The organism is Aeromonas encheleia (assembly GCF_900637545.1).
GTDB lineage: Bacteria > Pseudomonadota > Gammaproteobacteria > Enterobacterales > Aeromonadaceae > Aeromonas > Aeromonas encheleia.
The window spans coordinates 2,340,554-2,366,554 of record NZ_LR134376.1; the positions used below are offsets into that span (position 1 = coordinate 2,340,554).

The following is a 26,001-nucleotide window of genomic DNA, read 5'->3' on the forward strand; positions in this document are numbered from 1 at the left end:
AGCCAGGCATTTGCCTGGCTTTCTGTCACTCATTGGGTTCAACATTTTCTACCCTGGCCTTGAGCTTCTGGCCAGGCCGGAAGGTCACCACCCGCCGGGCGCTGATGGGAATATCTTCGCCGGTCTTGGGGTTACGTCCGGGACGCTGATTCTTCTCACGAAGGTCAAAATTACCGAAGCCTGAAATCTTGACTTGTTCACCGCGCTCGAGCGCCTGTCTGATTTCCTCAAAGAAGGCTTCCACCATGTCTTTGGCTTCACGCTTGCTCATCCCGAGTTGGGTGAACAGGTGCTCTGCAATGTCGGCTTTGGTAAGCGCCATAGATCAATCCCTCAAGGATGCATTCAACTCTTCACCGAGAGCCCGCACGACATTGTCTACGGTCTCGGCAATCTCTTTCTCCTCCAGGGTGCGCTGGTTGTCTTGTAAAACTAGACTGATGGCCAGGCTCTTCTTGTCCTCTGCCATACCAGCACCCTGGTATACGTCAAACAAGTTTATTCCAACTAACTGATTTCCGCCAACTTTTTTAATTACTGCGAGCACATCACCGGCCAGAACCTGGTGGTCAACCACCACGGCGATGTCGCGACGGTTGGCCGGGAAGCGGGAAACTTCGGCCGCAACCGGCACCTTGGCGGGGATCAGCTTGTTCAACTCCAGCTCGAACATGATGGCACGGGTCTTGAGACCCAGCTTCTTCTCGAGGCTCGGGTGGATCACGCCGATGTGGCCGATGACGGCGCCATTGCGCAGGATGGCCGCGCTCTGGCCCGGGTGCAGGGCGCTATGCTCGGTACGCTCGAAGCTGAAGCTGGCACCTTCGGCGGTGAGATCCAGCACGGCTTCCAGATCCCCTTTCAAATCAAAGAAGTCGGCGCCACGGCTCTTGATGTCCCAGTGCTCGTCGCTCTGGTTGCCGGTGATGATGCCGGCCAGCATGGGCTCCTGACGGATGCCATTTTCGGCGCTCTCGTCCTTGATGAAGCGCAGACCCTGCTCGAACAGGCGCACGCGGCCCTGCTGGCGGTTCTGGTTGTAGACCACCGCCTGCACCAGACCCGGGAACAGGGAGACGCGCATGGCGGACATCTCGACCGAGATCGGGTTCGGCAGCGCTATGGCATCGCTCTGCGGGAACAGGGTCTGCTGGGCCTTGGGATCCACGAAGCTGTAGGTGATGGCTTCCTGGAAACCGCGGTCAACCAGCAGGTCACGCACCCGTTTGAGGGTCACTTGGCCCTCTGCCTGCTCCACCATGGCCAGGGAGGCGGCCGGTTTCAGGTTCGGGATGTTGTTGTAGCCGTAGATGCGGGCCACTTCCTCGATGAGGTCTTCCTCGATGGCGATGTCGAAACGCCAGGAGGGCGCCAGGGCGGTCCAGCCGTCGGCCTCGATGGTCACCTGCATGCCGAGGCGAGTCAGGATCTCGACCACCTGAGCATCGGCCACGCTGATGCCGATCACCTTGTCGAGCTTGGTACGACGCAGCTTGATGGGGGTCGCCTTGGGCAGATGGGCATCGGATTTGACCTCGATGACCGGACCCGCTTCACCGCCGCAGACATCCAGCAGCAGTCGGGTGGCTCTGTCCATCACCTTGGCTTGCAGCTGTGGGTCTACCCCGCGCTCGAAGCGGTGGGACGAGTCGGTATGCAGGCCATAGGCACGGGCACGGCCGGTGATGGAGAGCGGTGCGAAGAAGGCACACTCCAGCAGCACGTCCGTGGTCTCGGCGGACACGCCGGTGCGCTCGCCGCCGAAGATGCCGGCCATGCAGGCTGGACCCTGTGCGTCGGCAATGACGAGCGTGGTCTCTTTGAGCTTGACCTCGTTGCCGTCGAGCAGGGTCATCGGCTCGTCGGCCTTGGCACGGCGCACCACCAGCTCCCCGTCCAGCTTGGCCAGATCGAAGGCGTGCATCGGCTGACCGTATTCCAGCAGCAGGAAGTTGGTGATGTCGACGATGGCGTCGATGGAGCGAATGCCGCCACGGCACAGCTTTTCCTGCATCCAGAGCGGGCTCTGGGCGCGCAGGTTCAGCCCCTTGATGACACGACCGAGGTAACGGGGGCAGTCTGCCGGCGCATCGACCCGGATCGGGAAGCTGGCGTCTATGGTGGCTGGCGCCGGAGTCCAGCTTGGCTCGACCACGTCGACGCTGTTGAGCACGCCGATCTCGCGGGCAAGCCCCGCGATGCCGAGGCAATCGGCCCGGTTAGGGGTCAAGTCCACGTCGATGGCGACGTCATTGAGATTGAGGTAGTCGCGAATGTCGGTGCCGACGGGAGCATCGCTCGGCAGCTCGATGATGCCGTCCGCTTCCACTTCGATCCCCAGCTCGCTGAAGGAGCAGAGCATGCCGTGGGAGGGCTGGCCACGCAGCTTGGCCTTCTTGATGGTGAAATCACCCGGCAGGGTGGCCCCCACCTTGGCCACACACACCTTGAGGCCGGTGCGGCAGTTCGGCGCGCCGCAGACGATGTCCAGCAGCTCGGCCTCGCCCACGTTGACCTTGGTCACCCGCAGCTTGTCGGCGTCCGGATGCTGGCCACACTCGACCACTTCACCGACCACCACGTTGTTGAACTGGCCGGCCACCGCTTCGACGGCGTCCACTTCCAGACCCGCCATGGTGATCTGCTCGGCCAGTGCGTTGTCACTCAACTCGGTGCGGACCCACTCCATCACCCAGGATTTACTGAATTTCATGTTCTCTCGCCCTTACTTGAACTGCTTGAGGAAGCGCAGATCGTTTTCGAAGAAGGCACGCAGGTCGTTGACCCCGTAGCGCAGCATGGTCAGACGCTCAACGCCCATGCCGAAGGCAAAACCGGAGTATTTTTCCGGATCGATGCCGACCGAACGCAGCACGTTCGGGTGCACCATGCCGCAGCCCAGCACTTCCAGCCACTTGCCGTTCTTGCCCATCACGTCCACTTCGGCACTGGGCTCGGTGAACGGGAAGTAGGAGGGACGGAAACGGATGGTGAGATCTTCCTCGAAGTAGTTGCGCAGGAAGTCGTGCAGTATCCCCTTCAGCTCGGTGAAGCTGGCGTGCTCATCCACCAGCAGGCCTTCGACCTGATGGAACATCGGGGTGTGGGTCATGTCGTAGTCGTTACGATAGACGCGGCCCGGCGCTATGATGCGGATCGGCGGCTGCTGATGTTCCATGGTGCGGATCTGCACGCCCGAGGTGTGGGTGCGCAGCATCAGATCGGGATTGAAGTAGAAGGTGTCGTGATCGGTACGCGCCGGGTGGTGAGCCGGGATGTTCAGCGCATCGAAGTTGTGGAAACCGTCTTCGATCTCGGGACCGCGCTCAACCTTGAACCCCATCTCGCCAAACAGGCGCTCGATGCGTTCGATGGTGCGGGTCACCGGGTGCAGGCCACCGTTCTCGATGCGACGGCCCGGCAGGCTGACGTCGATGGTCTCGGCGGCCAGCTTCTGATTCAGCTCTTGCTCAACCAGGGCATCGCGGCGCGCGTTCAGGGCATCCTGAACCTGCTGCTTGGCCTGGTTGATCACGGCGCCCGCGGCGGGACGCTCTTCGGCGGACAAGGCGCCCAATGTCTTCATCTGCTCGGTAAAAAAGCCTTTTTTACCCAGATATTTGACCCGGATCTCGTCGAGGGTCGCAACGTCATTGACGCCCTCAATCTCGGCCTTGGCCTGGCCGACTACTTCTTCAAGCTGTTGCATGTCTTCCTCGTCACCACTCCCGGAACAGGAGCCTGTTAGGCTAAATAAGGGTAAGAGGGGAATAATACAAAAAAAGCCCCTTGGCTGACCATAGTTATGGTGGCCTTTTATCCCTAGAAATCATTTTGTTATAGGGGAAGGGTGCCAGTCTGTCCCCTCTTTCGCCACATAAGGTGTGATATGTCACACGTTTGTTGGCATAGATGATGGTTCATCCGGGGAAAGGAGCGGTGGGTTTGGTTGTCGGGGGAGGATTTCGGGGCAACAAAAAAGGAGGCCTAGGCCTCCTTTTATCTTTCATAACAGAACCGGATTAAACCAGAGCTGCTTTGGCCTTTTCAACCAGGGCGGTGAAAGCCAGCTTGTCGTGAACGGCGATATCGGACAGGATCTTGCGATCGATCTCGATAGAAGCCTTCTTCAGACCGTTGATCAGACGGCTGTAGGACAGACCGTTCTGACGGGCTGCAGCGTTGATACGCGCAATCCACAGCTGACGGAACTGACGCTTTTTCTGGCGACGGTCACGGTAGGCATACTGACCAGCTTTGGTTACCGCTTGTACCGCTACGCGGTAGACACGGGAACGGGCGCCGTAGTAACCCTTGGCGGCTTTCATTACTTTCTTGTGACGAGCGCGAGCAGTCACACCACGTTTAACTCTTGGCATTTTTCACATCCCCCTTATGCGTACGGCAGACAAGCGACAACACGTTTGTGGTCGGCAGCAGAAACCATGAACTTCGGCCCCAGCTTGCGCTTACGCTTGCTGCTCTTCTTGGTCAGGATGTGACGCAGGTGGTTGTGCTTACACTTGAAGCGACCTGAGCCAGTCTTCTTGAAGCGCTTTGCAGCACCCCGGTTGGTTTTCATCTTCGGCATTTCATCATACTCCGCATTGTGAGTGACAACAAAATCGCAAGGCGAACCGACTCATGGGGCGAACCCATGAGTCAATTTCTTGTGGGCCTTAAGATTTCTTCTTAGGTGCGAGGACCATCACAGCTTGACGGCCTTCGACTTTCGGGAACGACTCGACTACGGCCAACTCTTCCAGATCGGTCTTGACTCGCTCCAGAACCTTGATACCAAGATCCTGGTGAGCCATTTCACGACCACGGAAGCGCAGGGTGACCTTCGCCTTGTCCCCGTCTTCTAGAAAGCGAACCAGGTTGCGTAGTTTTACCTGATAGTCGCCTTCGTCAGTGCCAGGACGGAATTTGATTTCCTTGACCTGGACAACTTTCTGCTTTTTCTTCTGTTCTTTGGTGGTTTTGCTCTTTTCGTAGAGGAATTTGCCGTAATCCATGATCCGGCAAACGGGCGGCTCAGCGTTAGGACTGATCTCGACCAGATCCACTCCGGCCTCAAGGGCCAAGTTCAGAGCATCTTGAATGGTGGTGACGCCAATGGCCTCACCATCCAAACCGGTCAGACGAACTTCTTTCAGACGGATCTCTTCATTGATCCGGTGAGCGCGGGCTTGCGGTTGCTTGCCCAGTTTTTTTCCGCCTTTTATAGCTTATTCCTCCACTTTCTTTTGTCCGCGGGTCTGAACTTCCTGGGTCAACAGAGCGATTAGCTCTTCAACAGGATAAGTACCCAGGTCAGCCCCTTTACGAGTTCGCACTGCAATCTTGCCGGCTTCAACTTCTTTATCGCCGCAGACCAACATGAAAGGAACTCGTTTCAAAGTATGCTCGCGGATTTTAAAGCCAATCTTCTCATTTCTCAAGTCCGCTTTTGCGCGAAGACCCGCATCATTCAATGCCTTGGCTACTTTCACTGCATAATCGGCCTGATTATCCGTGATATTCATCACCACGGCTTGAGTCGGTGCCAACCAGGTTGGGAACAGTCCTGCGTACTCTTCGGTCAGAATACCGATGAAACGCTCGATGGAACCCAGGATGGCGCGGTGGATCATGACGGGCACGTGGCGCTCGTTATCTTCCCCCACATAAGTGGCACCCAGACGACCCGGCAAGGCAAAGTCGAGCTGCACGGTACCACACTGCCACGCACGATCAAGGCAATCATGCAGGGTGAATTCGATCTTGGGGCCGTAGAAGGCGCCCTCACCCGGCTGCAGATCGTACTTCAGACCGTTCAGCACCAGCGCCTCGGCCAAGGCCGCCTCGGCACGATCCCAGGCCTCGTCGGAGCCGATACGCTGCTCGGGACGGGTGGAGAGCTTGACCACGATGTTCTCGAAGCCAAAGGTGCCGTAGACGTCATAGACCATACGGATACAGGCGGACACCTCTTCCATGATCTGCTCTTCGGTACAGAAGATGTGGGCGTCATCCTGAGTGAAACCCCGTACCCGCATCAAGCCGTGCAGGGAGCCTGACGGCTCGTTGCGGTGGCAGGAGCCAAACTCGGCCATGCGCAGCGGCAGATCGCGATAGGACTTGAGGCCCTGATTGAAGATCTGGACGTGACCCGGGCAGTTCATCGGCTTGATGGCGTACTCGCGGTTCTCGGACTGGGTGGTGAACATGCCCTGGGCATACTTATCCCAGTGGCCGGAGCGCTCCCACAGTACGCGATCCATCATGGCGGGGCCTTTCACCTCCTGATAGTCATACTCACGCAGCTTGGTACGCATGAAGGTTTCCAGCTCACGGAAGATGGTCCAGCCATCGTTGTGCCAGAACACCATGCCGGGTGCTTCTTCCTGCATGTGATACAGGTCGAGCTGCTTGCCGATCTTGCGGTGGTCACGCTTGGCGGCCTCTTCGAGGCGCTGCAGGTAAGCCTTGAGCTGCTTCTTGTCGGCCCAGGCGGTACCGTAGATCCGCTGCAACATTTTGTTGTTGGAGTCGCCACGCCAGTAGGCGCCGGACATCTTCTGCAGCTTGAAATGGTGGCAGTGACGCATGTTCGGCACGTGGGGGCCGCGACACATGTCGACGTACTCTTCGTGATGATACAGACCGGGCTGGTCATCACGGGCAATGTTCTGATCCAGGATCTCGACCTTGTAGGTCTCGCCGCGGGCCTCGAACACGTCGCGCGCCTCCTGCCAGGAGACCTTCTTCTTGATGACGTCGTAATCCTTGGCGGCCAGCGCCAGCATGCGCTCTTCCAGGGCAGCCAGATCTTCGTCGGTCAGGGTACGATCGAGATCGATGTCGTAGTAGAAACCGTTATCGATGACAGGACCTATGGCCATCTTGGTCTGGGGCCAGAGTTGCTTGATGGCATGACCCAGCAGGTGAGCACAGGAGTGGCGCAGGATGTCCAGACCTTCTTCGTCTTTGGCGGTGATGATGGCCAGGGAGGCATCGGCTTCGATCAGCTCGCAGGCATCCACCAGTTCACCGTTTACCCGACCGGCAATGCATGCCTTGGCGAGACCGGGACCTATGTCCGCGGCGACGTCCATGACAGAAACGGCGTGGGCAAATTGACGTTGGCTGCCGTCAGGCAGAGTAATGATTGGCATTATGTATTTCCTTAACAGTGGTGACCCCTACCAAAGGCCACGTGTGAATTGAAAATGTCCTTTAAAATCAAGCCTCTCACTTGGATGTTTCACCGTTCACAATACGGTTGGTACACACAGTGGCACACAAATTATTTGTTGTGTGATGCTATCAATCGACAGGTACAGCGGAGGATTGTATCAGACGTGACAACTCAGACAAGTTGCCACGACGATTTTGCATACAGCGACGGGGCGGGTTATCGGATGGCGTGAGCGGGTGCGCGGGCCCATCCCTACTCAGGACGGGCCCCCTATTATGAAAATGGTTATTGCCGCCGAGCGTCCCATTGGCCCCCTCCCTGTGCTAGGTTTCCAGATAGGAGCCCGTCTGAGAGGAGATAAAGATGTACACCTATGACATTTCGTTTCCGGAGCACGCGGAGAAGATTATCCATCCGGATCACCTACTGACGACGCACTGCCCCGTGCATCTCGGTGAGCTGGTGATCCTGAGCGATGGCAGCAAGCGCGAGGTCTGCAGCATAGTGCACAGCGCCGATCGCAGCACCCTCTACGTCACCGACGTCACCCCGGGCAAGGTCAGCGCCAGTGCCTGAAGGTGCAGACTAGCTTGGCGTGCTGGCCTGGCCGGCCTCCAGGAGCGACTGCCCGTTAAAATCGAAGTCACTGCGCCCCTCTTCCGCCAGCGCCAGCTCCTGCAGGACCCGCAGCGCCAGCTTGTTGCCCTTCTGGGATGCCTGATAGAGCCACTGCTTGGCCTCGGCCACGTTGACCCGGCCGTTGGCCCCCATCAGATGGAGCACCCCCAGTTTGAGCATGGCGGGCACATCGCCGTTGTGGGCCGCCAGCTCCATCCAGTGAAACGCCGTGCGCAAGTCCCGCTGCACCCCCACCCCGCGCAGGTAGAGCTCCGCCAACCGGTATTGGCCGAAGGCATCCCCCGCCTGCGCCGACTGGCGATAGAGGCTGACGGCCTGCACCAGATCCTGCTCGCTCCCCTGCCCCACCTCGTGGCTCCAGCCCATCAGCGCCAGCGCCCTGGGCTGACCCTGATCGGCCAACGGCTGCCAGATCCTGGTCGCCTCCTCGAAGTGGCCTACGCGCCAGGCCCGGTTGGCTGTCGCCAGATCCTGCTCGGTGGAGAGCGGGATCAGACGCCAGATGACCAGGCCGATCACTCCGATAAACAGCCAGCGAGAGGTTGTGAGTTTCATGATAATTTCCGTGATCCAGTTCTCATTTTGTCTATGTAAACGAAATGTAGCGACGGGATCAAGCAGGAGATCTCTCTGTGATGTCATTTAGAGGGTGGCTTGCTGGCGGAACTTGAAATTTGGCGTGCGCCCGAGCAGAATGACTGTACATATAAACAGTATTGGTCGGCGACTATGGCAGGACGAGGCAGTACCCACAACATCGATCACCGCTTCAGCGGCCCGCTGATCGAGGTCATCGACGATGGTTGGCAGCATAAGGCCGCGCCTGAGTTTGAGGCCTCGGCGCCCCAGACCGAGGTGCGCGAGATCCAGGCCAAGAGCATCATCAGCCACAATCTCTCGCCGGATGTTCCCTTTGGCCGCTCCATCAACCCCTATCAGGGCTGCGAGCACGGCTGCATCTATTGCTACGCCAGACCCAGCCACGCCTATCTGGAGCTCTCCCCCGGCCTCGACTTCGAGACCAAGCTGTTCGCCAAGATCAATGCCGCCGAGCTGTTGCGGCGGGAGTTTGCCAGGCCCAGCTATCAGCCACAGACCATAGTGCTGGGGGCCAATACCGATCCCTACCAGCCCATCGAACACCATTACCGGCTCACTCGCGCCCTGCTGGAGGTGATGCTGGCCCACCGCCATCCGGTGGGGCTCATCACCAAGAGCGCGATGATCTTGCGGGATCTCGATCTGCTGGCCGAACTGGCCAAAGAGGGGCTGTGTCAGGTGATGGTGTCGGTGACCACCCTCAACGAGACGCTGAGGCGGCAGCTGGAACCCAGAGCCAGCACCGGGGCCGGGCGACTCAAGGTGATCGAGAAACTGGCCCAGGCGGGGGTGCCGGTCGGCGTGTTGGCGGCTCCCATGATCCCGCGCCTCAACGAGCCCGAGCTGGAGCAGATCATCAGGAGCGCGGCCGAGGCGGGCGCCGGCTGCGCCGACTACATACTACTGCGGCTGCCCCATGAGCTGACGACCCTGTTCAGCGACTGGCTGAGCGAGCATCATCCGGGTCAGAAGGAGGCCATCCTGAACCAGCTACGGGCCAGCCGTGACGGCAGCCTCAACAGCCCGGCCTTCGGCACCCGCATGCGGGGCCAAGGCCAGTTTGCGGATCTGCTCGCCCAGCGCTTTCGGCTCATCAGCAAACGGATGGGGCTCGGCAAGCGTCACGTTCAACTGAACCTGGATCGCTTCATACGCCCCAACGAGCAGTTACGCCTGTTCTGACGTCAGGCGGCCATCAACCCCTCGGTCGTGACGGATAGGAGCGCACCTGCTTGCCCTGTGCGATCAGTTCGGCGGGCAGGCGCGATGGCTCATGGGCGACTTCCTCCTCCTGCGCTTCCTGTGACGATGCCTTGGCATCCTCTCCCCACATCCGGCTCCACCAGATCTCCCACATGATCCAACTCGTCATAAGCTGTTCCTCCTGGATGATATCGGCATACTCCGGGCTCGGGCATGATCGTGCCCTTACCCCCTGATGAACAGCCGCAGTCTGTCCCGGTGGGATGACAGCCAGATGACGCAGGGATGAAGGATTGAGTATGAGAATGAACTGGCGCCCAGACTTGGGCAGAGTGGCGCCCTCACGTCGATGTGGCTCGGAGGAATTCGGGTGGATCGCCACGGCGGGAGCGAACGGCGACAAGGGCAGGACAAACAAAAAGAGCGACCCAAGGGTCGCTCTTTTTTATCGATGCGGGTAACGATTATTCGTCGCCAGCCACACCCTCTTCGCTGGAGCCTGCGTCGGCAGCACCGGCGTCTGGCGCAGTATCTGCACCTTCAACCTGCTCACCGTCGATGGCAACTACGTCGTTCTCTTCCTCGTCGCTCTCGGCGATGCGCTGCAGGCCGACCACGGTCTCGTCTTCACCGGTACGGATCAGACGGACACCGCCGGTGTTACGGCCGATGATGCTCACCTCGGCGACCCGGGTACGCACCAGGGTACCGCCGTTGGTGATCAGCATGATCTGGTCGGTATCTTCGACCTGAATCGCATCGATCACCTTGCCATTGCGATCATCCACCTTGATGGAGATGACGCCCTGGGTACCACGACTCTTGGTCGGGTACTCGGTCAACGCGGTCCGCTTGCCGTAACCGTTCTCGGTGGCGGTCAGGATGGCACCCTCGCCACGGGGGACGATGAGGGAGACCACCTTGTTGCCATTGGGCAGGCGGATGCCGCGGACACCGGAGGCGGTACGGCCCATGGGACGCACGCCCTTGAAGGCGCCCTTGCTCTCGGTGTTCTCGGCGCCTTCAACGCCGTCGCTGCCTTCATCGTCGTTGCCGGCGTCAATGACGCTGTCGTCATCCGCGTCGGCATCATCGCTGACGTCCGCATCGGCGCGGCCGCTGCCTTCAGCGAAGCGAACCACCTTGCCCGCATCGGAGAACAGCATGATCTCGTTGCTACCGTCGGTGATGTCCACCCCGATCAGCTCATCGCCCTCTTTGAGGTTGATGGCACGAATACCGGAGGAGAGCGGACGGCTGAATGCAGACAGGCTGGTCTTCTTCACGGTACCGTCGGCGGTGGCGAAGAAGACGTACTTGTCGTCGGCATATTCCTTGACCGGCAGGATGGCGGTGATGCGCTCACCCTCTTCCAGCGGCAGCAGGTTGATGATCGGACGGCCGCGGGCGCCACGGGACGCCTCCGGCAGCTGATACACCTTGAGCCAGTAGACCTTGCCACGGGTGGAGAAGCACAGGATGGTGTCGTGGGTGTTGGCCACCAGCAGACGCTCCACGAAGTCCTCTTCCTTGATCCGGGTGGCCGACTTGCCACGACCACCGCGGCGCTGGGCCTCGTAGTCGGTCAGCGGCTGATACTTCACATAGCCCTGGTGAGACAGGGTGACCACCACGTCTTCCGGGGTGATCAGATCTTCGATGTTGATCTCGGCGCTGGAAGCGTTGATCTCGGTGCGACGCTCGTCACCGTACTGATCGCGCACGGCCAGCAGCTCATCGCGGATCACTTCCATCAGCCGTTCCGGGCTTGCCAGGATGAACAGCAGCTCGGCGATCAGATCCAGCAGAGATTGGTACTCTTCCAGGATCTTCTCGTGCTCGAGGCCGGTCAGCTTGTGCAGACGCAGATCCAGGATGGCCTGGGCCTGCTGCTCGGTCAGGAAGTATTGACCTTCACGGATGCCGAACTCCGGCTCCAGCCACTCGGGACGGGCCGCGTCGTCGCCTGCTTTTTCCAGCATGCCGGCGACGTTGCCGAGCTCCCAGCCACGGGCAATCAGCTTGGCCTTGGCATCGGCCGGGGTATCGGAGTGACGGATCAGCTCGATGATGGGGTCGATGTTGGCCAGGGCGACCGCCAGACCTTCCAGGATGTGGGCCCGATCCCGCGCCTTGCGCAGTTCGAACACGGTCCGGCGAGTCACTACCTCACGGCGGTGCAGCAGGAAGGCATCCAGGATCTCTTTAAGGTTCATCACCTTGGGCTGGTTGTTATCGAGCGCCACCATGTTGATGCCGAACGTGGTCTGCATCTGGGTGTGCTTGTAGAGATTGTTCAGCACAATCTCGCCGGACTCGCCGCGCTTGATCTCGATAACGATGCGCATGCCGTCTTTATCAGACTCATCGCGCAGGGCGCTGATGCCCTCGACTTTCTTCTCTTTGACCAGCTCGGCGATCTTCTCGATCAACCGCGCCTTGTTAACCTGATAAGGCAGCTCGTGAACGATGATGGTCTCGCGACTCGTCTTCTCGTCCACTTCCACTTCGGCCTTGGCCCGCACATAGACGGAGCCACGACCGGTACGGTACGCCTGCACTATGCCGGCGCGGCCGTTGATGATGGCGCCGGTGGGGAAATCCGGGCCGCTGATGTAGGTCATCAGCTCATCGATGGTGAGATCGCCATTGTCGATCAGCGCCAGACAGCCGTTGACTATCTCGGTGAGGTTGTGAGGCGGAATGTTGGTCGCCATGCCCACCGCGATACCGGAGGAACCGTTGATCAACAGGGTGGGTATCTTGGTGGGCATGACAGCCGGGATCATCTCGGTGCCGTCGTAGTTCGGCACCCAGTCCACGGTCTCTTTGTCCAGATCGGCCAGCAGCTCGTGGGAGATGCGGGCCATCCGCACTTCGGTGTAACGCATGGCCGCGGCGTTGTCGCCGTCGACCGAGCCGAAGTTGCCCTGACCATCGACCAGCATGTAACGCATGGAGAAATCCTGCGCCATCCGGACAATGGTGTCATACACGGCACTGTCGCCGTGGGGGTGATATTTACCGATTACGTCACCGACCACACGGGCCGATTTCTTATAGGGCTTGTTCCAGTCGTTCCCCAACTCGTTCATAGCAAACAGAACGCGGCGGTGAACCGGTTTCAAGCCATCACGCACATCCGGCAGAGCTCGTCCTACGATCACGCTCATGGCGTAATCAAGATAGGAACTCTTGAGCTCTTCTTCGATGTTGACCGGCGTGATCTCTCTGGCCAGATCGCTCATAGAAAGCCTTAATCCCTAATTAGTTGTTCTTTGGCTTAAACAGCGCGACATAGTAACACAGGACGCGAAATACCTTAAGCCGGAAATCGGGCTGGTCTGACAAAGTCCGTCCGTTATAATGCCCGCCAGGACAATAGATTGCGCGCCTGTCACGCTAGTTGCGCGCCCTGCCACAGGATCCACGAAAATGAATAGTGATGCCAATGTCGATCTGACCGAAATCGCCAAATTTGAAGCCATTGCCTCCCGCTGGTGGGACATGGAGGGCGAGTTCAAGCCACTGCATCAAATCAACCCGGTGCGCCTTGACTGGATCACCGACAAGAGCGACGGCCTGTTCGGCAAGCAGGTGCTCGATATCGGCTGCGGTGGCGGCATCCTCTCCGAGAGCATGGCGCGCCGCGGCGCCAGGGTGACCGGCATCGACATGGGCAAGGAGCCGCTCGGCGTCGCCCGCCTCCACGCCCTCGAACAGGGGGTCGAGCTCGCATACCGGCAGATGACCGCCGAGCAGCACGCCGATGAGGCGCCCGGCCAGTATGACGTGGTCACCTGCATGGAGATGCTGGAGCACGTGCCGGATCCCGCCTCGGTGCTGCGCGCCATCGCCAGCCTGGTCAAGCCGGGTGGACGGGTGTTCGTCTCCACCATCAACCGCAACCCCAAGGCCTATCTGATGATGATCCTCGGCGCCGAACACCTGCTGAAAATGGTGCCGAAGGGTACCCACGATCACAAGAAGTTCATCACCCCCGCCGAACTCTGTCGCATGGGGGAAGCCGCCGGCCTGCTGGTGCGCGACATGAGCGGGGTGCACTACGCGCCGCTCTCCAACCGCTTCAAACTCGGGGCCAACGTCGACGTCAACTACATGGTGGCCTTCGTGCGCCCGGAGCAAGGCTGATGAGCGCTAACCAGACGCCGCTGCGCTGCGTGCTGTTCGATCTGGACGGCACCCTGCTCGACACGGCCCCGGATCTGGGGGCCGCCGTCAACCATGTGCTGATAAGCGAAGGCTTTGCTCCGCTGCCCGAGGCCATCATCCGCCAGACCACCTCCCACGGCGCCCTCGGGCTGCTCAGGGCGGGCCTCGGCGACGAACTGCTGGAAGAGCTGGGGGCCACGCGCCTTCGCACCGCCCTGCTCGACCATTACGCGGCCAACCTCTGCGTCGGCACCCGCCCCTATGAGGGGATGCTGGATCTCATCGAATGGCTCGATGAGAAGAAGCTGCCCTGGGGCATAGTCACCAACAAGCCGGGCTTCCTCACCGAGCCGCTGCTTGCCGCCCTGCCGGCGCTCGCCAGCTGTGGCGTCACCGTCAGTGCCGACACCCTGCCGGTGCGCAAGCCCGACCCCGCCCCCATGTTCTATGCCTGCGAGCGGCTCGGGGTCGAGGCGAGCCACTGCCTCTACGTGGGGGATCATGTGCGTGACATAGAGGCGGGACGCAACGCCGGCATGCGTACCGCGGTGGCGGGCTGGGGCTATCTGAGCGATGACGAGGATACCGCCGACTGGGGGGCGGATCTGCAGTTCGACACAGTGCAGGCCCTCCACCATTGGCTGCGCTACGAGCTGAGCTGAGCTGAGCCAGCACAACATAACGCTATAGATGGATCATCCGGGCAGCTTTAGCGTCAGAGGGTTCCCAGATGAGCACGGCGCTCATTCACCGAGCCGCACAATGGCAATGACAGGGGGCGCAGATGCGCCCCCTGTTTTGAGGGGATGACAAGTGCGTGCCTGTGGGGACAGGACAGCTTTTGACCCTGGCTGCACAAGGGATAACCAGGCTGAATTTGCTAGTAAAAACACCCTCTTTTCGCAAGCAAAAAAAGTTATTTAAATTTTCCATCTTCGATCATCGGACTTGCATTTGCCGGATCGGACGGATGAAAACCCACTCACTGTGAGCAGTCACTAACTCGAGCCCGAACACCCACAATTTATCCACAGCTAATGCGTTATCCACAGATTGCAATGCCGTGCCGACCTCACTATCTTGTAGTTCGAATTTAAAATAACACTATATCTTGTGATTCATGGCGCACTTCGCCCCCAGGCCACCCTAGAGAAGGGAACCTTGGATGCGTGGCGCCATGGTTTTTCGGGAATCAACTAAAGGTCATCAGCCAATGAACTTGTTTGTGACGAAGCGTAACGGCCACAAAGAACCCATCGATCTGGATAAAATTCACCGCGTGCTCGACTGGGCTGCCGAGAAGCTCGACAACGTGTCGGTCTCCCAGGTGGAGCTCAAGTCCCACATCCAGTTCTATGACGGTATCCGTACCGCCGATATCCACGAAACCGTCATCAAGGCCGCTGCTGACCTGATCTCCGAACAGAGCCCGGATTACCAGTACATGGCCGCCCGCCTGGCCATCTTCCACTTGCGCAAGAAGGCCTACGGCCAGTTCGAGCCGCCCCACCTCTACCAGCACGTCGCCCGTCTGGTAGACATGGGCAAGTACGACAAGCACCTGCTGACCGACTATAGCCAGGCCGAATTCGAGGAGCTGAACGGCTACCTCGACCACTGGCGTGACATGGACTTCTCCTACGCTGCCGTCAAGCAGCTCGAAGGCAAGTACCTGGTGCAGAACCGCGTCACCGGCGAGATCTACGAGAGCCCGCAGTTCCTCTACATACTGGTGGCGGCCTGCCTCTTCTCCAAGTATCCGAAAGATACCCGTCTGGACTACATCAAGCGTTTCTACGATGCGGTCTCGACCTTCAAGATCTCCCTGCCCACCCCCATCATGAGCGGCGTGCGCACCCCGACTCGTCAGTTCAGCTCCTGCGTGCTGATCGAGTGTGATGACAGCCTGGATTCCATCAACGCCACCGCCAGCGCCATAGTGCGCTACGTCTCCCAGCGCGCGGGCATCGGCATCAACGCCGGCCGCATCCGTGGCCTGGGCAGCCCCATCCGTGGCGGCGAAGCCTTCCACACCGGCTGCATCCCCTTCTACAAGTACTTCCAGACTGCCGTGAAGTGCTGCTCCCAGGGCGGCGTGCGCGGCGGTGCCGCCACCCTCTTCTACCCCCTGTGGCACACCGAGGTGGAGAGCCTGCTGGTCCTGAAAAACAACCGCGGCGTGGAAGAGAACCGGGTCCGTCACATGGACTACGGGGTGCAGATCAACAAGCTGATGTACCAGCGCCTCATCAAGGGCGGCGACATCACATTGTTCTCCCCGTCCGATGCGCCGGGTCTGTACGACGCCTTCTTCGCGGATCAGGACAAGTTCGAACAGCTCTACGTCAAGTACGAGCAGGATCCGTCCATTCGCAAGAAGACCCTCAAGGCGGTGGATCTCTTCTCCCTGATGATGCAGGAGCGCGCCGGTACTGGTCGTATCTACATCCAGAACGTGGATCACTGCAACACCCACAGCCCGTTCGATCCGAGCGTGGCCCCGGTGCGCCAGTCCAACCTCTGTCTCGAGATTGCGCTGCCCACCAAGCCGCTCAACAACGTGGATGACGAAGAGGGCGAGATTGCCCTGTGCACCCTCTCCGCCTTCAACCTCGGCGCCATCGAGAAGCTGGAAGACCTGGAAGAGATGGCGGATCTGGCCGTGCGCGCCCTGGATGCCCTGCTCGACTATCAGGACTACCCGCTCAAGGCCGCCCAGAAGGGCAGCATGAACCGTCGCACCCTGGGGATAGGCGTCATCAACTACGCCTACTACCTGGCCAAGAACGGTGCCCGCTACTCTGACGGCTCCGGCCTGGCGCTGACCCACCGCACCTTCGAGGCGATCCAGTACTATCTGCTGAAGGCCTCGGTGCAACTGGCGCGCGAGTTCGGCCCTTGCCCGGCCTTTAATGAGACCACTTACGCCCAGGGGATCCTGCCCATCGATACCTATAAAAAGGATCTGGACGCCCTGTGCAACGAGCCGCTGCGCCTGGACTGGGAAACCTTGCGCGAAGAGATCAAGACCGTGGGTCTGCGCAACTCCACCCTGACCGCCCTGATGCCGAGCGAGACCTCCAGCCAGATCTCCAACGCCACCAACGGCATAGAGCCGCCGCGCGGCCTGGTCTCGGTCAAGGCCTCCAAGGACGGCATCCTCAAGCAGGTGGTGCCCGAGTACCATCGCCTGAAAGACCAGTACGAACTGCTGTGGAAGCAGCCGAGCGTCGATGGCTACCTGCAGCTGGTCGGTGTCATGCAGAAGTTCGTGGATCAGGCGATCTCCGCCAACACCAACTATGATCCCGCCCGCTTCGAAGGCAACAAGGTACCGATGAAGCAGCTGCTCAAGGATCTGCTGACCGCCTACAAATACGGCCTCAAGACCCTGTACTATCACAACACCCGTGATGGTGCGGACGATGCCCAGACCGACATGCAAGATGACTGCGCCGGTGGGGCCTGCAAGATCTGATGAACCGGGCGGGAGCGACAAGCTCCCGCCCTCCTGTTTCCTCTCATTCAAGACATTCAAATCACCATGGCCTATTCAACTTTCTGCCAAACCCAGAACGACCAGCTCAAAGAGCCGATGTTTTTTGGCCAATCGGTCAACGTGGCCCGCTACGATCAGCAGAAGCACGACATCTTCGAGCGATTGATCGAGAAGCAACTCTCCTTCTTCTGGCGCCCGGAAGAGGTGGACGTCTCCCACGATCGCATCGACTACCAGGCGCTGCCGCCCCATGAGCAGCACATCTTCATCTCCAACCTGAAGTACCAGACCCTGCTGGATTCCATCCAGGGTCGCAGCCCGAACGTGGCGCTGCTGCCGCTGGTCTCCATCCCGGAGCTGGAGACCTGGATCGAGACCTGGGCCTTCTCCGAGACTATCCACTCTCGCTCCTACACCCACATCATCCGCAACATCGTCAACAACCCGGGTCAGGTGTTCGACGACATCATCACCAACGAGCAGATCTTGAAGCGTGCCGGCTCCATCAGCCACTACTACGACGATCTGATCGAGGCGACCGCGCTCTACCATCTGCACGGCGAAGGCACCCACAGGGTGGGCGAGCGCGAGCTGACCATCACCTTGCGTGGGTTGAAGAAGAAGCTCTACCTGTGCCTGATGAGCGTCAACGCCCTGGAGGCGATCCGCTTCTACGTCAGCTTCGCCTGCTCCTTCGCCTTCGCCGAGCGCGAGCTGATGGAAGGCAACGCCAAGATCATCAAGATGATCGCCCGCGACGAGGCGCTTCATCTCACGGGGACTCAGCATATGCTGAACCTGATGCGCAACGGCCTGGACGATCCCGAAATGGCGGAGATCGCCGCCGAGTGCGAGCAAGCCTGCTTCGACATCTTCAAGGAAGCCGCCATTCAGGAGAAGGAGTGGGCCGAGTACCTGTTCCAGGACGGCTCCATGATCGGCCTGAACAAGGACATCCTCTGCCAGTACGTGGAGTACATCACCAACCTGCGCATGGCGGCGGTCGGCCTGCAGCCAGCCTTCATTGGCGCCAAGCAAAACCCGATCCCCTGGATCAACACCTGGCTGTCGTCTGACAACGTGCAGGTGGCCCCCCAGGAGGTGGAAGTGAGCTCCTACCTGGTCGGTCAGATCGACAGCGAAGTACATGCCGACGATCTCGGTGACTTCGAACTGTGAGTGACACGCTGGCGCCGCAGCATGCACCGGAGCAGGCCACCTCGGCGGCCGCTCTGGTGCATACCCGCGACGGCGCCCTGCTCGCCCAGCCCGGCGAGAGCCTGTTGGAAACCCTGGAGCGCCACGGCCATCGGCTGGAATTTCAGTGCCGCAGTGGCTATTGCGGCGCCTGCCGCACCCCGCTGCTGGCAGGCACAGTGCACTACCCCAATGCGCCGCTGGCGTTTGTCTCCCAGGGCGAGTGCCTGCCCTGCTGCTGCCAACCGGTGGGGGCCATCCGGCTGGATATCCGGAAGACGTGACTCGGTGCCGATCGGCAAGATCGGCCCCTGACGCCCCATAAAAAAAGCCGCCGGATCGCTCCGGCGGCTTTTTGCTATCTCGCACACGGCTCCGCGTCGGGATGACGCGGAGCCGTCGCTCATTCAGAGCCAGGGCGCGGCAGTCGGCCCCTGGTGCAGGCCCAGCTTCCAGACCCGGCCAAAGTGCTTGTAGTGACCCGCGGCCACACCGGCCTTCTCGCCCATGCCGTGGTAGAGATCCAGGTGCCCCTTCTTCACCGCACCGCCCACATCCAGCGCGATCAGCAGGCGCAGCTGGTGCTTACCGGTCCAGTTGCCCGCCTTGTCGAGCAGCGGCACCTCCGCCAGGATGGGAGTGCCCATCGGCAACAGGGTCTTGTCAGCCGCCACCGCCGCCAGCGGCAACAGCGGGATGCCAGCCGCCCCGATCACGTCGTTGGTGGGACGACGTTCGAAGAAGACGTAGGAGGGATTCTGCTCCACCAGCTCCTTGACGTTCGCCTCCGGCTGGCTGTTGGCCCACTCCTTGATAGCCTTCATGGACATCTGCGCCTTGGGCACCTCGCCCCTGTCGATCAGCACCCGGCCGATGCTCACGTAGCCGTGGCCATTCTTGCCGCTGTAGCCCAGGTATTGCAGCCTGTCGTCATCCCCGTAGTGGACGAAGCCGGAGCCCTGCACGTCCATCAGGAAGTTGTCGATGAGGGATTTGCTATACCCCAGCTCCAGCCCGCGGTTGGCCAGCGCCCCCTTATGGATCTGAGCCCGGCTCGGACAGCGGCCGGCACAGTTCGGCATGGCGTAGATGGGGTACTTGTACTGGCCATCCGGGCGATGACGCACCTCCAGCACCGGTGAGTAGTAGCCGGTGAACAGCACGTTACCCATGCGATCGGCGCCGCCCAACTGGGCCAGGCTGATGCCGTACTGGCCGATCTGGGCCGGATTGCCGCCCTTGGCGACCCAACGGGAGAGCTGGCGATAGAGCTCGCCATAACGGCGGGTCATCTTGCCGGAGCGCTCCAGCACCAGCCGGCTCTGGGGGCCGAACTTGCTGAAATCCGACGCCTGTCGGCTGTTGATGCGTTCGACCCGCACCAGATCGGCTGGCAGGGTACCGTCCAGATACTGCTTGCCCAGATTCTCCGGCACCTCGCAGTTCAGAAAGCATCTGGCTTCGGTCTTCTTCTGGGGCACCTTGGCAGGGTCAGGGTTGCCCGCACAACCGGCCAACCCGACCACAGCGGCGGTCAGCCAGTACGCGTGTTTTTTCATATGTCCTCATCTAACCGAAAAACGCTAACACCATGAAAATGGTGATGAATTCAATCAAAGGCAGCAACGGATGCCACTTGGGATCCGCCTGTTCGCCCGCACGGGCCGCGCGGCCATGGCCGCGGCGCCAATGCAGGCGGCGCTATCATACAAAAACAAAGGGCCTCTTGGCCCCTTAAATTGAAAAATCCGATGCATTCATCACTAGGCCCCTGCCATGACATCTGTGGCCCGGCCATGGTCCTGATGCTCAGGCGAGCAAGCGCACGGGGCGCTGACCTTCAGGGTCCGATCGTCACCGGCAAGCCGGGCCGCCCTCCCCTGGCCGCCGGGATTTTCCAAAGGCCGACCATCTGGGTTATAACAAGGGGACAAGATGTGAGGGGTCATGGATGGAACAGCTCGAGATCTTCCCGCTGCAGAGCCCCTGTATCGGGGTGTGCGAAGTGAACAACAAGGGCTACTGCAAGGGCTGCCTGCGTAATCGGGAGGAGCGTTTCAACTGGCTTGTCATGACCCATGCCGAGCAGCAGGAGGTGATGCGGCTGTGTCGGGGTCGCAAGGCCAGGGTCGAGGCGGCGCGGCGCAAAGCGCGAGAAGCCGCAGAAAGCGATCTGCCAGCGCAGGATGGCTGGGATTTTTGACTGCCCCGGCCACCGGATTCTCTCTCCCTCTCCTCATCAGAGACAAAAAAGGCGGCCCCTGGGCCGCCTTCTTCATTCTCTATTTTTTCACTCGTGGATCATCAGGCCGTCGCCAGCTTGGCTTGCGCCTCGCCGCGCTTGAGCATGGCGTAGGCAACCCCGGTCACCAGCGAGCCGGCCGTGATGGCCAGGATGTACATGAACACGTGGCTGATGGCGTTCGGGATGAAGAGCACGAAGAGGCCGCCGTGGGGCGCCACCAGCTCGCAGCCGAACAGCATGGAGAGCGCACCGGTCAGGGCGCCACCGACCATGCAGGCCGGAATGACCCGCATCGGATCCTTGGCGGCGAACGGGATGGCCCCCTCGGAGATGAAGCAGAGTCCCAGCACGAAGGAGGCCTTGCCCGCTTCCTGCTCCGCCTTGATGAACTTGGTGCGGGCCAGGAAGGTGGCGATCCCCATCCCCAGGGCTGGCACCATGCCGGCGGCCATCACCGCCGCCATGGGGGCATAGGTCTTGGAGGCCAGCAGGCCGACCCCGAAGGCGTAGGCCGCCTTGTTGACCGGGCCACCCATGTCGAAGCACATCATGGCGCCGATGATGACCCCCAGCAGCACGGCGTTGGCTGAGCCCATGTTGTTGAGGAAGGTGGTCATGGCACTCATGATGCCGGCGACCGGGCCGCCCACCACGTAGATCATCACCAGGCCGGTAAACAGGCTGGCCACCAGCGGAATGATGAGGATGGGTTTGAGCGCCTCCAGAGTGACCGGCAGACGCACCTTGTCACTCAGGTACTTGGCGCTGTAGCCGGCCAGGAAGCCGGCGACTATGCCACCGAGGAAGCCGGCCCCCAGGGAGCTGGCCAGCATACCGCCGATCATGCCGGGGGCCAGACCCGGCCTGTCGGCTATGGAGTAGGCGATGTAACCGGCCAGCACCGGGATCATCAGGGCGAAGGCGGAGCCGCCACCGATCTGCATCAGGGCGGCGGCCAGGGTGCCCGGCTCCTTGAACGCTTCAATACCGAAGATGAAGGAGATGGCGATGATGAGGCCACCGGCCACCACCATGGGCAGCATGAAGGAGACCCCGGTCAGCAGGTGCTTGTAGGGGCCCGCCTTCTCCTCCTTCTTGGCCGCGGCGGCGCCGCTGTGGCGATAAGTTTTCGCCTCAGTCCACGCCTTGTCCAGCTCGGCGCGGGTCTTCTTGAGCGCAGCGCCCGTGCTGGTGTGATAGACCGGCTTGCCATCGAAGCGGGCCATGTCCACCTCGATGTCGGTGGCGAGGAACACCAGATCGGCGGCGGCGATCTCCTCCGCAGTCAGGGCATTCTGGGCACCGACCGAGCCCTGGGTCTCGACGCGGATCTGGTGACCCAGCTGCTTGGCCATGGTCTCCAGCGCTTCCGCCGACATGAAGGTGTGGGCCACCCCGGTCGGACAGGCGGTGACTGCGACTATGCGCTTGGCCGTGTCAGGCTTGGCTGCAACAGCAGCAACCTGATGACGATAGAGGCTGGCCTCGCGCTCGGCGGCGGCCAGCACGGCGGCCGGATCCTGCAGGGCGAGATCCATGCTGCCCTGATAGAGGCGCTTGCCGTCATAGGCGGCGAGATCCACCGGGCCGCTCGCCACCACCAGAATGAGGTCGGCGGCGGCTATCTCGTCAGACGAGGGCTGCTGACGCGGCTGCACGCTGGAGCCGACATCGAGCCTGAGCTCCCAGCCCGCCAGCTTGGCCTGTTGTTCTATCCGTTTAGCAACGAGAAAGCTGGTGGCGATGCCCGCCGGGCAGGCCGTAACCAAGATTGCTTTCATTGGGCATCTCCTGAGTTTTCCATGGAAGGGGATTGAATGGGGGCGAGGTGATCGAGCCGCTGCAACTGCACCTGTCCGAGCAGGGGGGTCAGCACCTCGATGTCGCTGAAACCGACCGCGACCTGGCTCACCGCCAGGGCGGAGACGGCGGTGGCCAGTCGCAGGGTCTGCTCCGGCGCCCAGCCGAGGCTGAGGCCATGGGCGAGCCCGGCGACCAGCGAATCGCCGGCGCCGACGGTGCTGACCACCTGCATACGCGGCGGAATGGCCTGCCAGCTGGCGTCTGGACCAAACCAGATCAGGCCCTCGGCGCCGTTGGAGACAACCACATGGGGGATCCCTTGCGCCTGCAAGGCGCGGGCACAGTCGGCCTGCTCCTCCAGGGTCTCGATGGGGCGCCCGGCCCACTGGCTGAGCTCCTCCAGATTGGGTTTGACCAGGGTCGGCGCGGCGCCGAGGCCTGCGCTGAGCGCCGCCCCGCTGCAATCGAAGATCACCCGCTTGCCCTTGGCCTTGAGCAGGCCGATGAGACGGGCGCAGTAATCGGGCTCGACCCCCTTGGGCAGGCTGCCAGCCAGCACGAACCAGTCGGCGCCCTGGCTGGCATCGGCGCACAGCGCGTCGATCGCCGTCTCCAGTTGGCACACGGCCTCAGCGTGGATCTGCAGCCCGGGCAGGTTGAGATCGGTGACCCGACCCGACTGCTCGGCGATCTTGACGTTGATGCGGGTGCTGCCCGCCACCCGCACGAAATGATCGGCCAGGATGCGCTCTTCGAACAGCGCCTCGAAAGCCTGGGCGTTGTCCGCCCCGAGCCAGCCGGTGAGCGCCACGTCACGGCCGAGATCTTTCAAGACCATGGCGACGTTGATCCCCTTGCCCGCGGCGCGTAAGTGAGCCTCGCTCACCAGATTCACCTCGCCGAGGCTCATGGCCTCTAGGCGGGTGGTGAGATCCAGCGCGGGGTTGAGGGTGATGGTCACGATTTTCATCAGTGCGCCCCCTCCCCCAGCCCGGCGGCGATGGCCTCGCCAATCCCCTTGAGAGCGGCTTCGGCATCCGCCCCTTCGGCGCGAAACGCCAGCCGGTGACCGCACTTGACGCCCAGACCGATGACCTTCATCAGGCTCTTGGCGGAAACCGCCTCACCGCTGCCATCCAGATTCGCCACCCGGATGTCGGATGCGAACTCCTTGGCGACCTTGACCAGCATGGCACCCGGCCGCGCGTGCAGGCCGTGGGGATTGATGATGGTGAAGGTCTCGCTGAGGCCGCTGGCGGGGCCCGCCTGCAACATGGCGAGCCCCTCGCTGCCCGCCAGGGTGGCGAGCTGGCCGGCGTCGGCCAGCCTGGCCAGATTCTCCAGCTGTGGCAGGTGGCTGGCGTCGCTGGCACAGAGCAGCAAGAGGGCGCCGACCGGCAGCTCTCCGGCCTGCAGTAGCGTGCTCGGGGTCGCCAGTACCCAACCGGTCTGGGTGGCTGGCGTGCGGGCCAGCCAGATCCCCTCGCCGAGGTAGGCCGGCTCGCTGGCCAGCAGGGAAGTCACCATGGCGGCCTCCCCCCAACCGGCGGACTTGGCACGGGCGGCGGCCCCCAGCAGCAGCTGGTCGCGATCCTCGGCCGGGAAGTCGGCGAGGGTCAGGTACTGCACTTCCTGCGCCGCGCCGGCGCCGGTGAGGATATTGATGATGGTGTCGGCATCGGTGGCGGTTTTCAGTTGCGCCGCCGCCTGCTCGTCACCCAGCACATGGGTGAGCTGACGCAAGATCCCCAGGTGCTCGTCGGATTTGGCGGCGATGCCGATGGCCACGTAGGCGATCTGCCCCTGGTCCCACTCGATGCCCTGGGGGAACTGGGCCACCATGACGCCGGTGTGTTTGACCAGATGACGTGTGTCCGTGGTGCCATGGGGAATGGCGATGCCGCTGCCGAGGTAGGTGGCGTGCTGCGCCTCCCGGGCCAGCATGCCGTCCACATAGCCCGCCTCCACCAGACCGGCCTCGGTCAGTTTGCCTGCCAGCAGGGCGATGGCATCCGCCTTGGTCGCCACCGATTGCCCCAGCAGGATCTGCTGCTGCGCCAACTTCAACATAGAGATTCTCCATCAGGTGCCGGCCTCGCCTGCTGGCGGTCCGGCTTAACACTCGGGTAATTTGCCTGCTGACAATAGACTGGATTGCGTCCTTCGGTGATCCAGGGCGGCTTTTCAACCCCGGTCACCCATTGCCTGCTGACAAGCTGAATCGTTTCACTTACACTCAGACTGAATCGTTTCAGCTTATTGTTCAAGTGCCGACGCCGAGTGCTTTTCAATGATATGATCCCGCGCACACTTTTCGGTGTCCCTACCCTGGGTCGTCGCGGACCTTGCAACTCAAACAGAGCCAAGATGATGAAACTGGATGAAATCGCCGCCCTCGCCGGTGTCTCGCGCACCACCGCCAGCTATGTGATCAACGGCAAGGCCGATCAATACCGCATCAGCCAGGCCACCCGTGACAAGGTGATGGCGGTGGTCAATGCCCACAACTATCAACCGGACAGCCGCGCCGCCTCCCTGCGCGGTGGCCAGACCCGCACCCTGGGGTTCATCCTGCCGGATCTCGAGAACGCCAGTTATGCCAAGCTCGCCAAGCGGCTCGAGCAGGGCGCGCGGGCGCAGGGCTATCAGTTGCTGATCGTCTGCTCGGAAGATGAGGCGGATACCGAGAAGGAGCTGGCCAGGATGCTGGTCAGCCGCCATGTGGATGCGCTGCTGGTGGCGAGCTGCCTGCCGCCGGAGGATCCCTTCTACCTGCAGCAGCAGGCCCATGGCATCCAGATCCTGGCCATCGATCGGGCCATGGCCGCCGATCACTTCGTCACTGTGGCGAGCGAGAACCAGAAGGCGAGCTTCGATCTCACCGCCTCCCTGCTCACCCCGGCCATCCGGCATGTGGCGTTGATCACCGCGCTGCCCAGCCTCACGATCAGCCAGGAGCGGAAAGCGGGCTTCGAGCAGGCGCTGGCTCAGCAAGCTGCCGCGTCACAGCCGGCGCCCCACATCTGCGAGGGGGCCCTCTTCTCTCGCGCCGAGGGCTATCGCCTGATCAAGGAGCTGCATCAGCGGCTCGGCCAACTGCCCGAGGCGCTGGTCGCCACCTCCTACATTCTGATGGAGGGGGTGCTCGACTATCTGCTGGAGCAGGAGGCCGACATGAGCCAGATTGCCATGGCCACCTTCGGGGACGATCGCCTGCTCGACTTCCTCCCCTTCGGCATCAACTCCCTGCCCCAGCAGCACGACGCCTTGGCCGGCCAGGCGCTCACCCTCGCACTCAAGGCCATCAACGGCGAATACCACTGCGGCCTGCACTACATCAGCCGCACCCTCAAGCGACGCCGCTGAGGCCCCCGCGCTGGCGGCAACCGCCGTCGGCGCGCTTTTTCACCAAAGAATCCCGTTTTCTGTCATCTTTTATTTCCACTTATTGCCACCTCA

23 protein-coding genes are annotated in these 26,001 nt (G+C 61.3%); 9 read left to right on the forward strand and 14 right to left on the reverse strand.

The window, feature by feature from the left end; all coding sequences use genetic code 11:
- Positions 1–25 precede the first annotated feature (25 nt).
- The 7 genes from ihfA to thrS all read right to left on the reverse strand — a co-directional run bounded on the left by ihfA (position 26) and on the right by thrS (position 7,160).
- Positions 26–322: an integration host factor subunit alpha gene (gene ihfA, locus EL255_RS10860; protein ID WP_005300715.1), complete on the reverse strand. Its 297-nt coding sequence runs from the start codon at positions 320–322 to the stop codon at positions 26–28.
- Positions 323–325: 3 nt separating this feature from the next.
- Positions 326–2,713: a phenylalanine--tRNA ligase subunit beta gene (gene pheT, locus EL255_RS10865; RefSeq protein WP_042652212.1), complete on the reverse strand. Its 2,388-nt coding sequence runs from the start codon at positions 2,711–2,713 to the stop codon at positions 326–328.
- Positions 2,714–2,725: 12 nt separating this feature from the next.
- Positions 2,726–3,709 carry a phenylalanine--tRNA ligase subunit alpha gene (pheS, locus tag EL255_RS10870; protein ID WP_005315542.1) on the reverse strand — a complete coding sequence of 328 codons (984 nt, stop codon included), beginning with the start codon at positions 3,707–3,709 and terminating at the stop codon, positions 2,726–2,728.
- Positions 3,710–4,022: 313 nt separating this feature from the next.
- On the reverse strand, positions 4,023–4,379 hold the full coding sequence (rplT, locus tag EL255_RS10875) for a 50S ribosomal protein L20 (protein ID WP_005300683.1): 357 nt from the start codon (positions 4,377–4,379) through the stop codon (positions 4,023–4,025).
- 14 nt (positions 4,380–4,393) lie between these two features.
- Positions 4,394–4,591 carry a 50S ribosomal protein L35 gene (gene rpmI / locus EL255_RS10880; RefSeq protein WP_005315535.1) on the reverse strand — a complete coding sequence of 66 codons (198 nt, stop codon included), beginning with the start codon at positions 4,589–4,591 and terminating at the stop codon, positions 4,394–4,396.
- Between the two features lie 88 nt (positions 4,592–4,679).
- The gene (infC, locus tag EL255_RS10885; RefSeq protein ID WP_456297957.1) at positions 4,680–5,135 is read right to left on the reverse strand and encodes a translation initiation factor IF-3; all 456 of its coding nucleotides are present in this window, start codon (positions 5,133–5,135) and stop codon (positions 4,680–4,682) included.
- A 96-nt stretch (positions 5,136–5,231) separates the two neighbouring features.
- Positions 5,232–7,160, reverse strand: coding sequence for a threonine--tRNA ligase (gene thrS / locus EL255_RS10890; RefSeq protein WP_042652214.1), 1,929 nt, complete (start codon positions 7,158–7,160; stop codon positions 5,232–5,234).
- Between the two features lie 386 nt (positions 7,161–7,546).
- Here thrS and EL255_RS10895 point away from each other — a divergent pair, with 386 nt between their 5' ends.
- Complete coding sequence (locus tag EL255_RS10895) at positions 7,547–7,759, forward strand: hypothetical protein (protein WP_042652215.1); 213 nt, start codon at positions 7,547–7,549, stop codon at positions 7,757–7,759.
- 9 nt (positions 7,760–7,768) lie between these two features.
- Here EL255_RS10895 and EL255_RS10900 read toward each other — a convergent pair whose 3' ends face one another.
- Positions 7,769–8,377 carry a tetratricopeptide repeat protein gene (locus EL255_RS10900; RefSeq protein ID WP_042652216.1) on the reverse strand — a complete coding sequence of 203 codons (609 nt, stop codon included), beginning with the start codon at positions 8,375–8,377 and terminating at the stop codon, positions 7,769–7,771.
- 174 nt (positions 8,378–8,551) lie between these two features.
- Here EL255_RS10900 and EL255_RS10905 point away from each other — a divergent pair, with 174 nt between their 5' ends.
- Entirely contained in the window at positions 8,552–9,604 is a 1,053-nt protein-coding gene (locus EL255_RS10905; RefSeq protein ID WP_042652217.1) for a PA0069 family radical SAM protein, read from the forward strand.
- Between the two features lie 13 nt (positions 9,605–9,617).
- Here EL255_RS10905 and EL255_RS21350 read toward each other — a convergent pair whose 3' ends face one another.
- Together EL255_RS21350 and gyrA are read right to left on the reverse strand one after the other, a co-directional pair.
- A complete protein-coding gene (locus EL255_RS21350) occupies positions 9,618–9,794 on the reverse strand; it encodes a hypothetical protein (RefSeq protein ID WP_170176006.1) in 177 nt (58 codons plus the stop codon).
- 295 nt (positions 9,795–10,089) lie between these two features.
- On the reverse strand, positions 10,090–12,873 hold the full coding sequence (gene gyrA / locus EL255_RS10910) for a DNA topoisomerase (ATP-hydrolyzing) subunit A (protein ID WP_042652218.1): 2,784 nt from the start codon (positions 12,871–12,873) through the stop codon (positions 10,090–10,092).
- Between the two features lie 187 nt (positions 12,874–13,060).
- Here gyrA and ubiG point away from each other — a divergent pair, with 187 nt between their 5' ends.
- The 5 genes from ubiG (at position 13,061) to yfaE (ending at position 18,778) form a co-directional block, all read left to right on the forward strand.
- A complete protein-coding gene (gene ubiG, locus EL255_RS10915; protein WP_042652219.1) occupies positions 13,061–13,777 on the forward strand; it encodes a bifunctional 2-polyprenyl-6-hydroxyphenol methylase/3-demethylubiquinol 3-O-methyltransferase UbiG in 717 nt (238 codons plus the stop codon).
- A complete protein-coding gene (locus EL255_RS10920; RefSeq protein WP_042652220.1) occupies positions 13,777–14,460 on the forward strand; it encodes an HAD family hydrolase in 684 nt (227 codons plus the stop codon). Before ubiG ends, EL255_RS10920 begins: the two co-directional genes overlap by 1 nt.
- A 551-nt stretch (positions 14,461–15,011) precedes the next feature.
- On the forward strand, positions 15,012–17,276 hold the full coding sequence (gene nrdA, locus EL255_RS10925) for a class 1a ribonucleoside-diphosphate reductase subunit alpha (protein WP_042652221.1): 2,265 nt from the start codon (positions 15,012–15,014) through the stop codon (positions 17,274–17,276).
- Between the two features lie 66 nt (positions 17,277–17,342).
- Positions 17,343–18,476 (forward strand): class Ia ribonucleoside-diphosphate reductase subunit beta, encoded by a 1,134-nt coding sequence (gene nrdB / locus EL255_RS10930; RefSeq protein WP_042652222.1) that lies wholly within the window; start codon positions 17,343–17,345, stop codon positions 18,474–18,476.
- A complete protein-coding gene (gene yfaE / locus EL255_RS10935) occupies positions 18,473–18,778 on the forward strand; it encodes a class I ribonucleotide reductase maintenance protein YfaE (RefSeq protein ID WP_042652223.1) in 306 nt (101 codons plus the stop codon). Before nrdB ends, yfaE begins: the two co-directional genes overlap by 4 nt.
- Positions 18,779–18,901: 123 nt before the next feature.
- Here yfaE and mltA read toward each other — a convergent pair whose 3' ends face one another.
- Positions 18,902–20,053 carry a murein transglycosylase A gene (gene mltA / locus EL255_RS10940; RefSeq protein ID WP_042652224.1) on the reverse strand — a complete coding sequence of 384 codons (1,152 nt, stop codon included), beginning with the start codon at positions 20,051–20,053 and terminating at the stop codon, positions 18,902–18,904.
- A gap of 392 nt (positions 20,054–20,445) precedes the next feature.
- On the opposite strand from mltA, the gene EL255_RS10945 reads away from it, so the two are divergent.
- Complete coding sequence (locus EL255_RS10945) at positions 20,446–20,697, forward strand: DUF1289 domain-containing protein (RefSeq protein WP_042652225.1); 252 nt, start codon at positions 20,446–20,448, stop codon at positions 20,695–20,697.
- 101 nt (positions 20,698–20,798) lie between these two features.
- Here EL255_RS10945 and fruA read toward each other — a convergent pair whose 3' ends face one another.
- From fruA to fruB, 3 genes are read right to left on the reverse strand one after another with little or no spacing between them, the layout of a single operon-like run.
- Positions 20,799–22,520 carry a PTS fructose transporter subunit IIBC gene (gene fruA / locus EL255_RS10950; protein WP_042652226.1) on the reverse strand — a complete coding sequence of 574 codons (1,722 nt, stop codon included), beginning with the start codon at positions 22,518–22,520 and terminating at the stop codon, positions 20,799–20,801.
- Entirely contained in the window at positions 22,517–23,512 is a 996-nt protein-coding gene (gene pfkB / locus EL255_RS10955; protein ID WP_042652227.1) for a 1-phosphofructokinase, read from the reverse strand. The genes fruA and pfkB overlap by 4 nt, the downstream gene beginning before the upstream one ends.
- Complete coding sequence (fruB, locus tag EL255_RS10960) at positions 23,512–24,612, reverse strand: fused PTS fructose transporter subunit IIA/HPr protein (RefSeq protein WP_042652228.1); 1,101 nt, start codon at positions 24,610–24,612, stop codon at positions 23,512–23,514. Before fruB ends, pfkB begins: the two co-directional genes overlap by 1 nt.
- Before the next feature lie 297 nt (positions 24,613–24,909).
- Here fruB and cra point away from each other — a divergent pair, with 297 nt between their 5' ends.
- Complete coding sequence (gene cra, locus EL255_RS10965) at positions 24,910–25,908, forward strand: catabolite repressor/activator (RefSeq protein ID WP_042652229.1); 999 nt, start codon at positions 24,910–24,912, stop codon at positions 25,906–25,908.
- Positions 25,909–26,001: the final 93 nt, after the last annotated feature.

What these genes read in the sequence shown, in the direction of transcription:
- ihfA (WP_005300715.1), bottom strand. Translation starts at nt 322, where the DNA reads ATGGCGCTTACCAAAGCCGACATTGCAGAGCACCTGTTCACCCAACTC.
- pheT (WP_042652212.1), bottom strand. Translation starts at nt 2,713, where the DNA reads ATGAAATTCAGTAAATCCTGGGTGATGGAGTGGGTCCGCACCGAGTTG.
- pheS (WP_005315542.1), bottom strand. Translation starts at nt 3,709, where the DNA reads ATGCAACAGCTTGAAGAAGTAGTCGGCCAGGCCAAGGCCGAGATTGAG.
- rplT (WP_005300683.1), bottom strand. Translation starts at nt 4,379, where the DNA reads ATGCCAAGAGTTAAACGTGGTGTGACTGCTCGCGCTCGTCACAAGAAA.
- rpmI (WP_005315535.1), bottom strand. Translation starts at nt 4,591, where the DNA reads ATGCCGAAGATGAAAACCAACCGGGGTGCTGCAAAGCGCTTCAAGAAG.
- thrS (WP_042652214.1), bottom strand. Translation starts at nt 7,160, where the DNA reads ATGCCAATCATTACTCTGCCTGACGGCAGCCAACGTCAATTTGCCCAC.
- EL255_RS10895 (WP_042652215.1), top strand. Translation starts at nt 7,547, where the DNA reads ATGTACACCTATGACATTTCGTTTCCGGAGCACGCGGAGAAGATTATC.
- EL255_RS10900 (WP_042652216.1), bottom strand. Translation starts at nt 8,377, where the DNA reads ATGAAACTCACAACCTCTCGCTGGCTGTTTATCGGAGTGATCGGCCTG.
- EL255_RS10905 (WP_042652217.1), top strand. Translation starts at nt 8,552, where the DNA reads ATGGCAGGACGAGGCAGTACCCACAACATCGATCACCGCTTCAGCGGC.
- EL255_RS21350 (WP_170176006.1), bottom strand. Translation starts at nt 9,794, where the DNA reads ATGACGAGTTGGATCATGTGGGAGATCTGGTGGAGCCGGATGTGGGGA.
- gyrA (WP_042652218.1), bottom strand. Translation starts at nt 12,873, where the DNA reads ATGAGCGATCTGGCCAGAGAGATCACGCCGGTCAACATCGAAGAAGAG.
- ubiG (WP_042652219.1), top strand. Translation starts at nt 13,061, where the DNA reads ATGAATAGTGATGCCAATGTCGATCTGACCGAAATCGCCAAATTTGAA.
- EL255_RS10920 (WP_042652220.1), top strand. Translation starts at nt 13,777, where the DNA reads ATGAGCGCTAACCAGACGCCGCTGCGCTGCGTGCTGTTCGATCTGGAC.
- nrdA (WP_042652221.1), top strand. Translation starts at nt 15,012, where the DNA reads ATGAACTTGTTTGTGACGAAGCGTAACGGCCACAAAGAACCCATCGAT.
- nrdB (WP_042652222.1), top strand. Translation starts at nt 17,343, where the DNA reads ATGGCCTATTCAACTTTCTGCCAAACCCAGAACGACCAGCTCAAAGAG.
- mltA (WP_042652224.1), bottom strand. Translation starts at nt 20,053, where the DNA reads ATGAAAAAACACGCGTACTGGCTGACCGCCGCTGTGGTCGGGTTGGCC.
- EL255_RS10945 (WP_042652225.1), top strand. Translation starts at nt 20,446, where the DNA reads ATGGAACAGCTCGAGATCTTCCCGCTGCAGAGCCCCTGTATCGGGGTG.
- fruA (WP_042652226.1), bottom strand. Translation starts at nt 22,520, where the DNA reads ATGAAAGCAATCTTGGTTACGGCCTGCCCGGCGGGCATCGCCACCAGC.
- pfkB (WP_042652227.1), bottom strand. Translation starts at nt 23,512, where the DNA reads ATGAAAATCGTGACCATCACCCTCAACCCCGCGCTGGATCTCACCACC.
- fruB (WP_042652228.1), bottom strand. Translation starts at nt 24,612, where the DNA reads ATGTTGAAGTTGGCGCAGCAGCAGATCCTGCTGGGGCAATCGGTGGCG.
- cra (WP_042652229.1), top strand. Translation starts at nt 24,910, where the DNA reads ATGATGAAACTGGATGAAATCGCCGCCCTCGCCGGTGTCTCGCGCACC.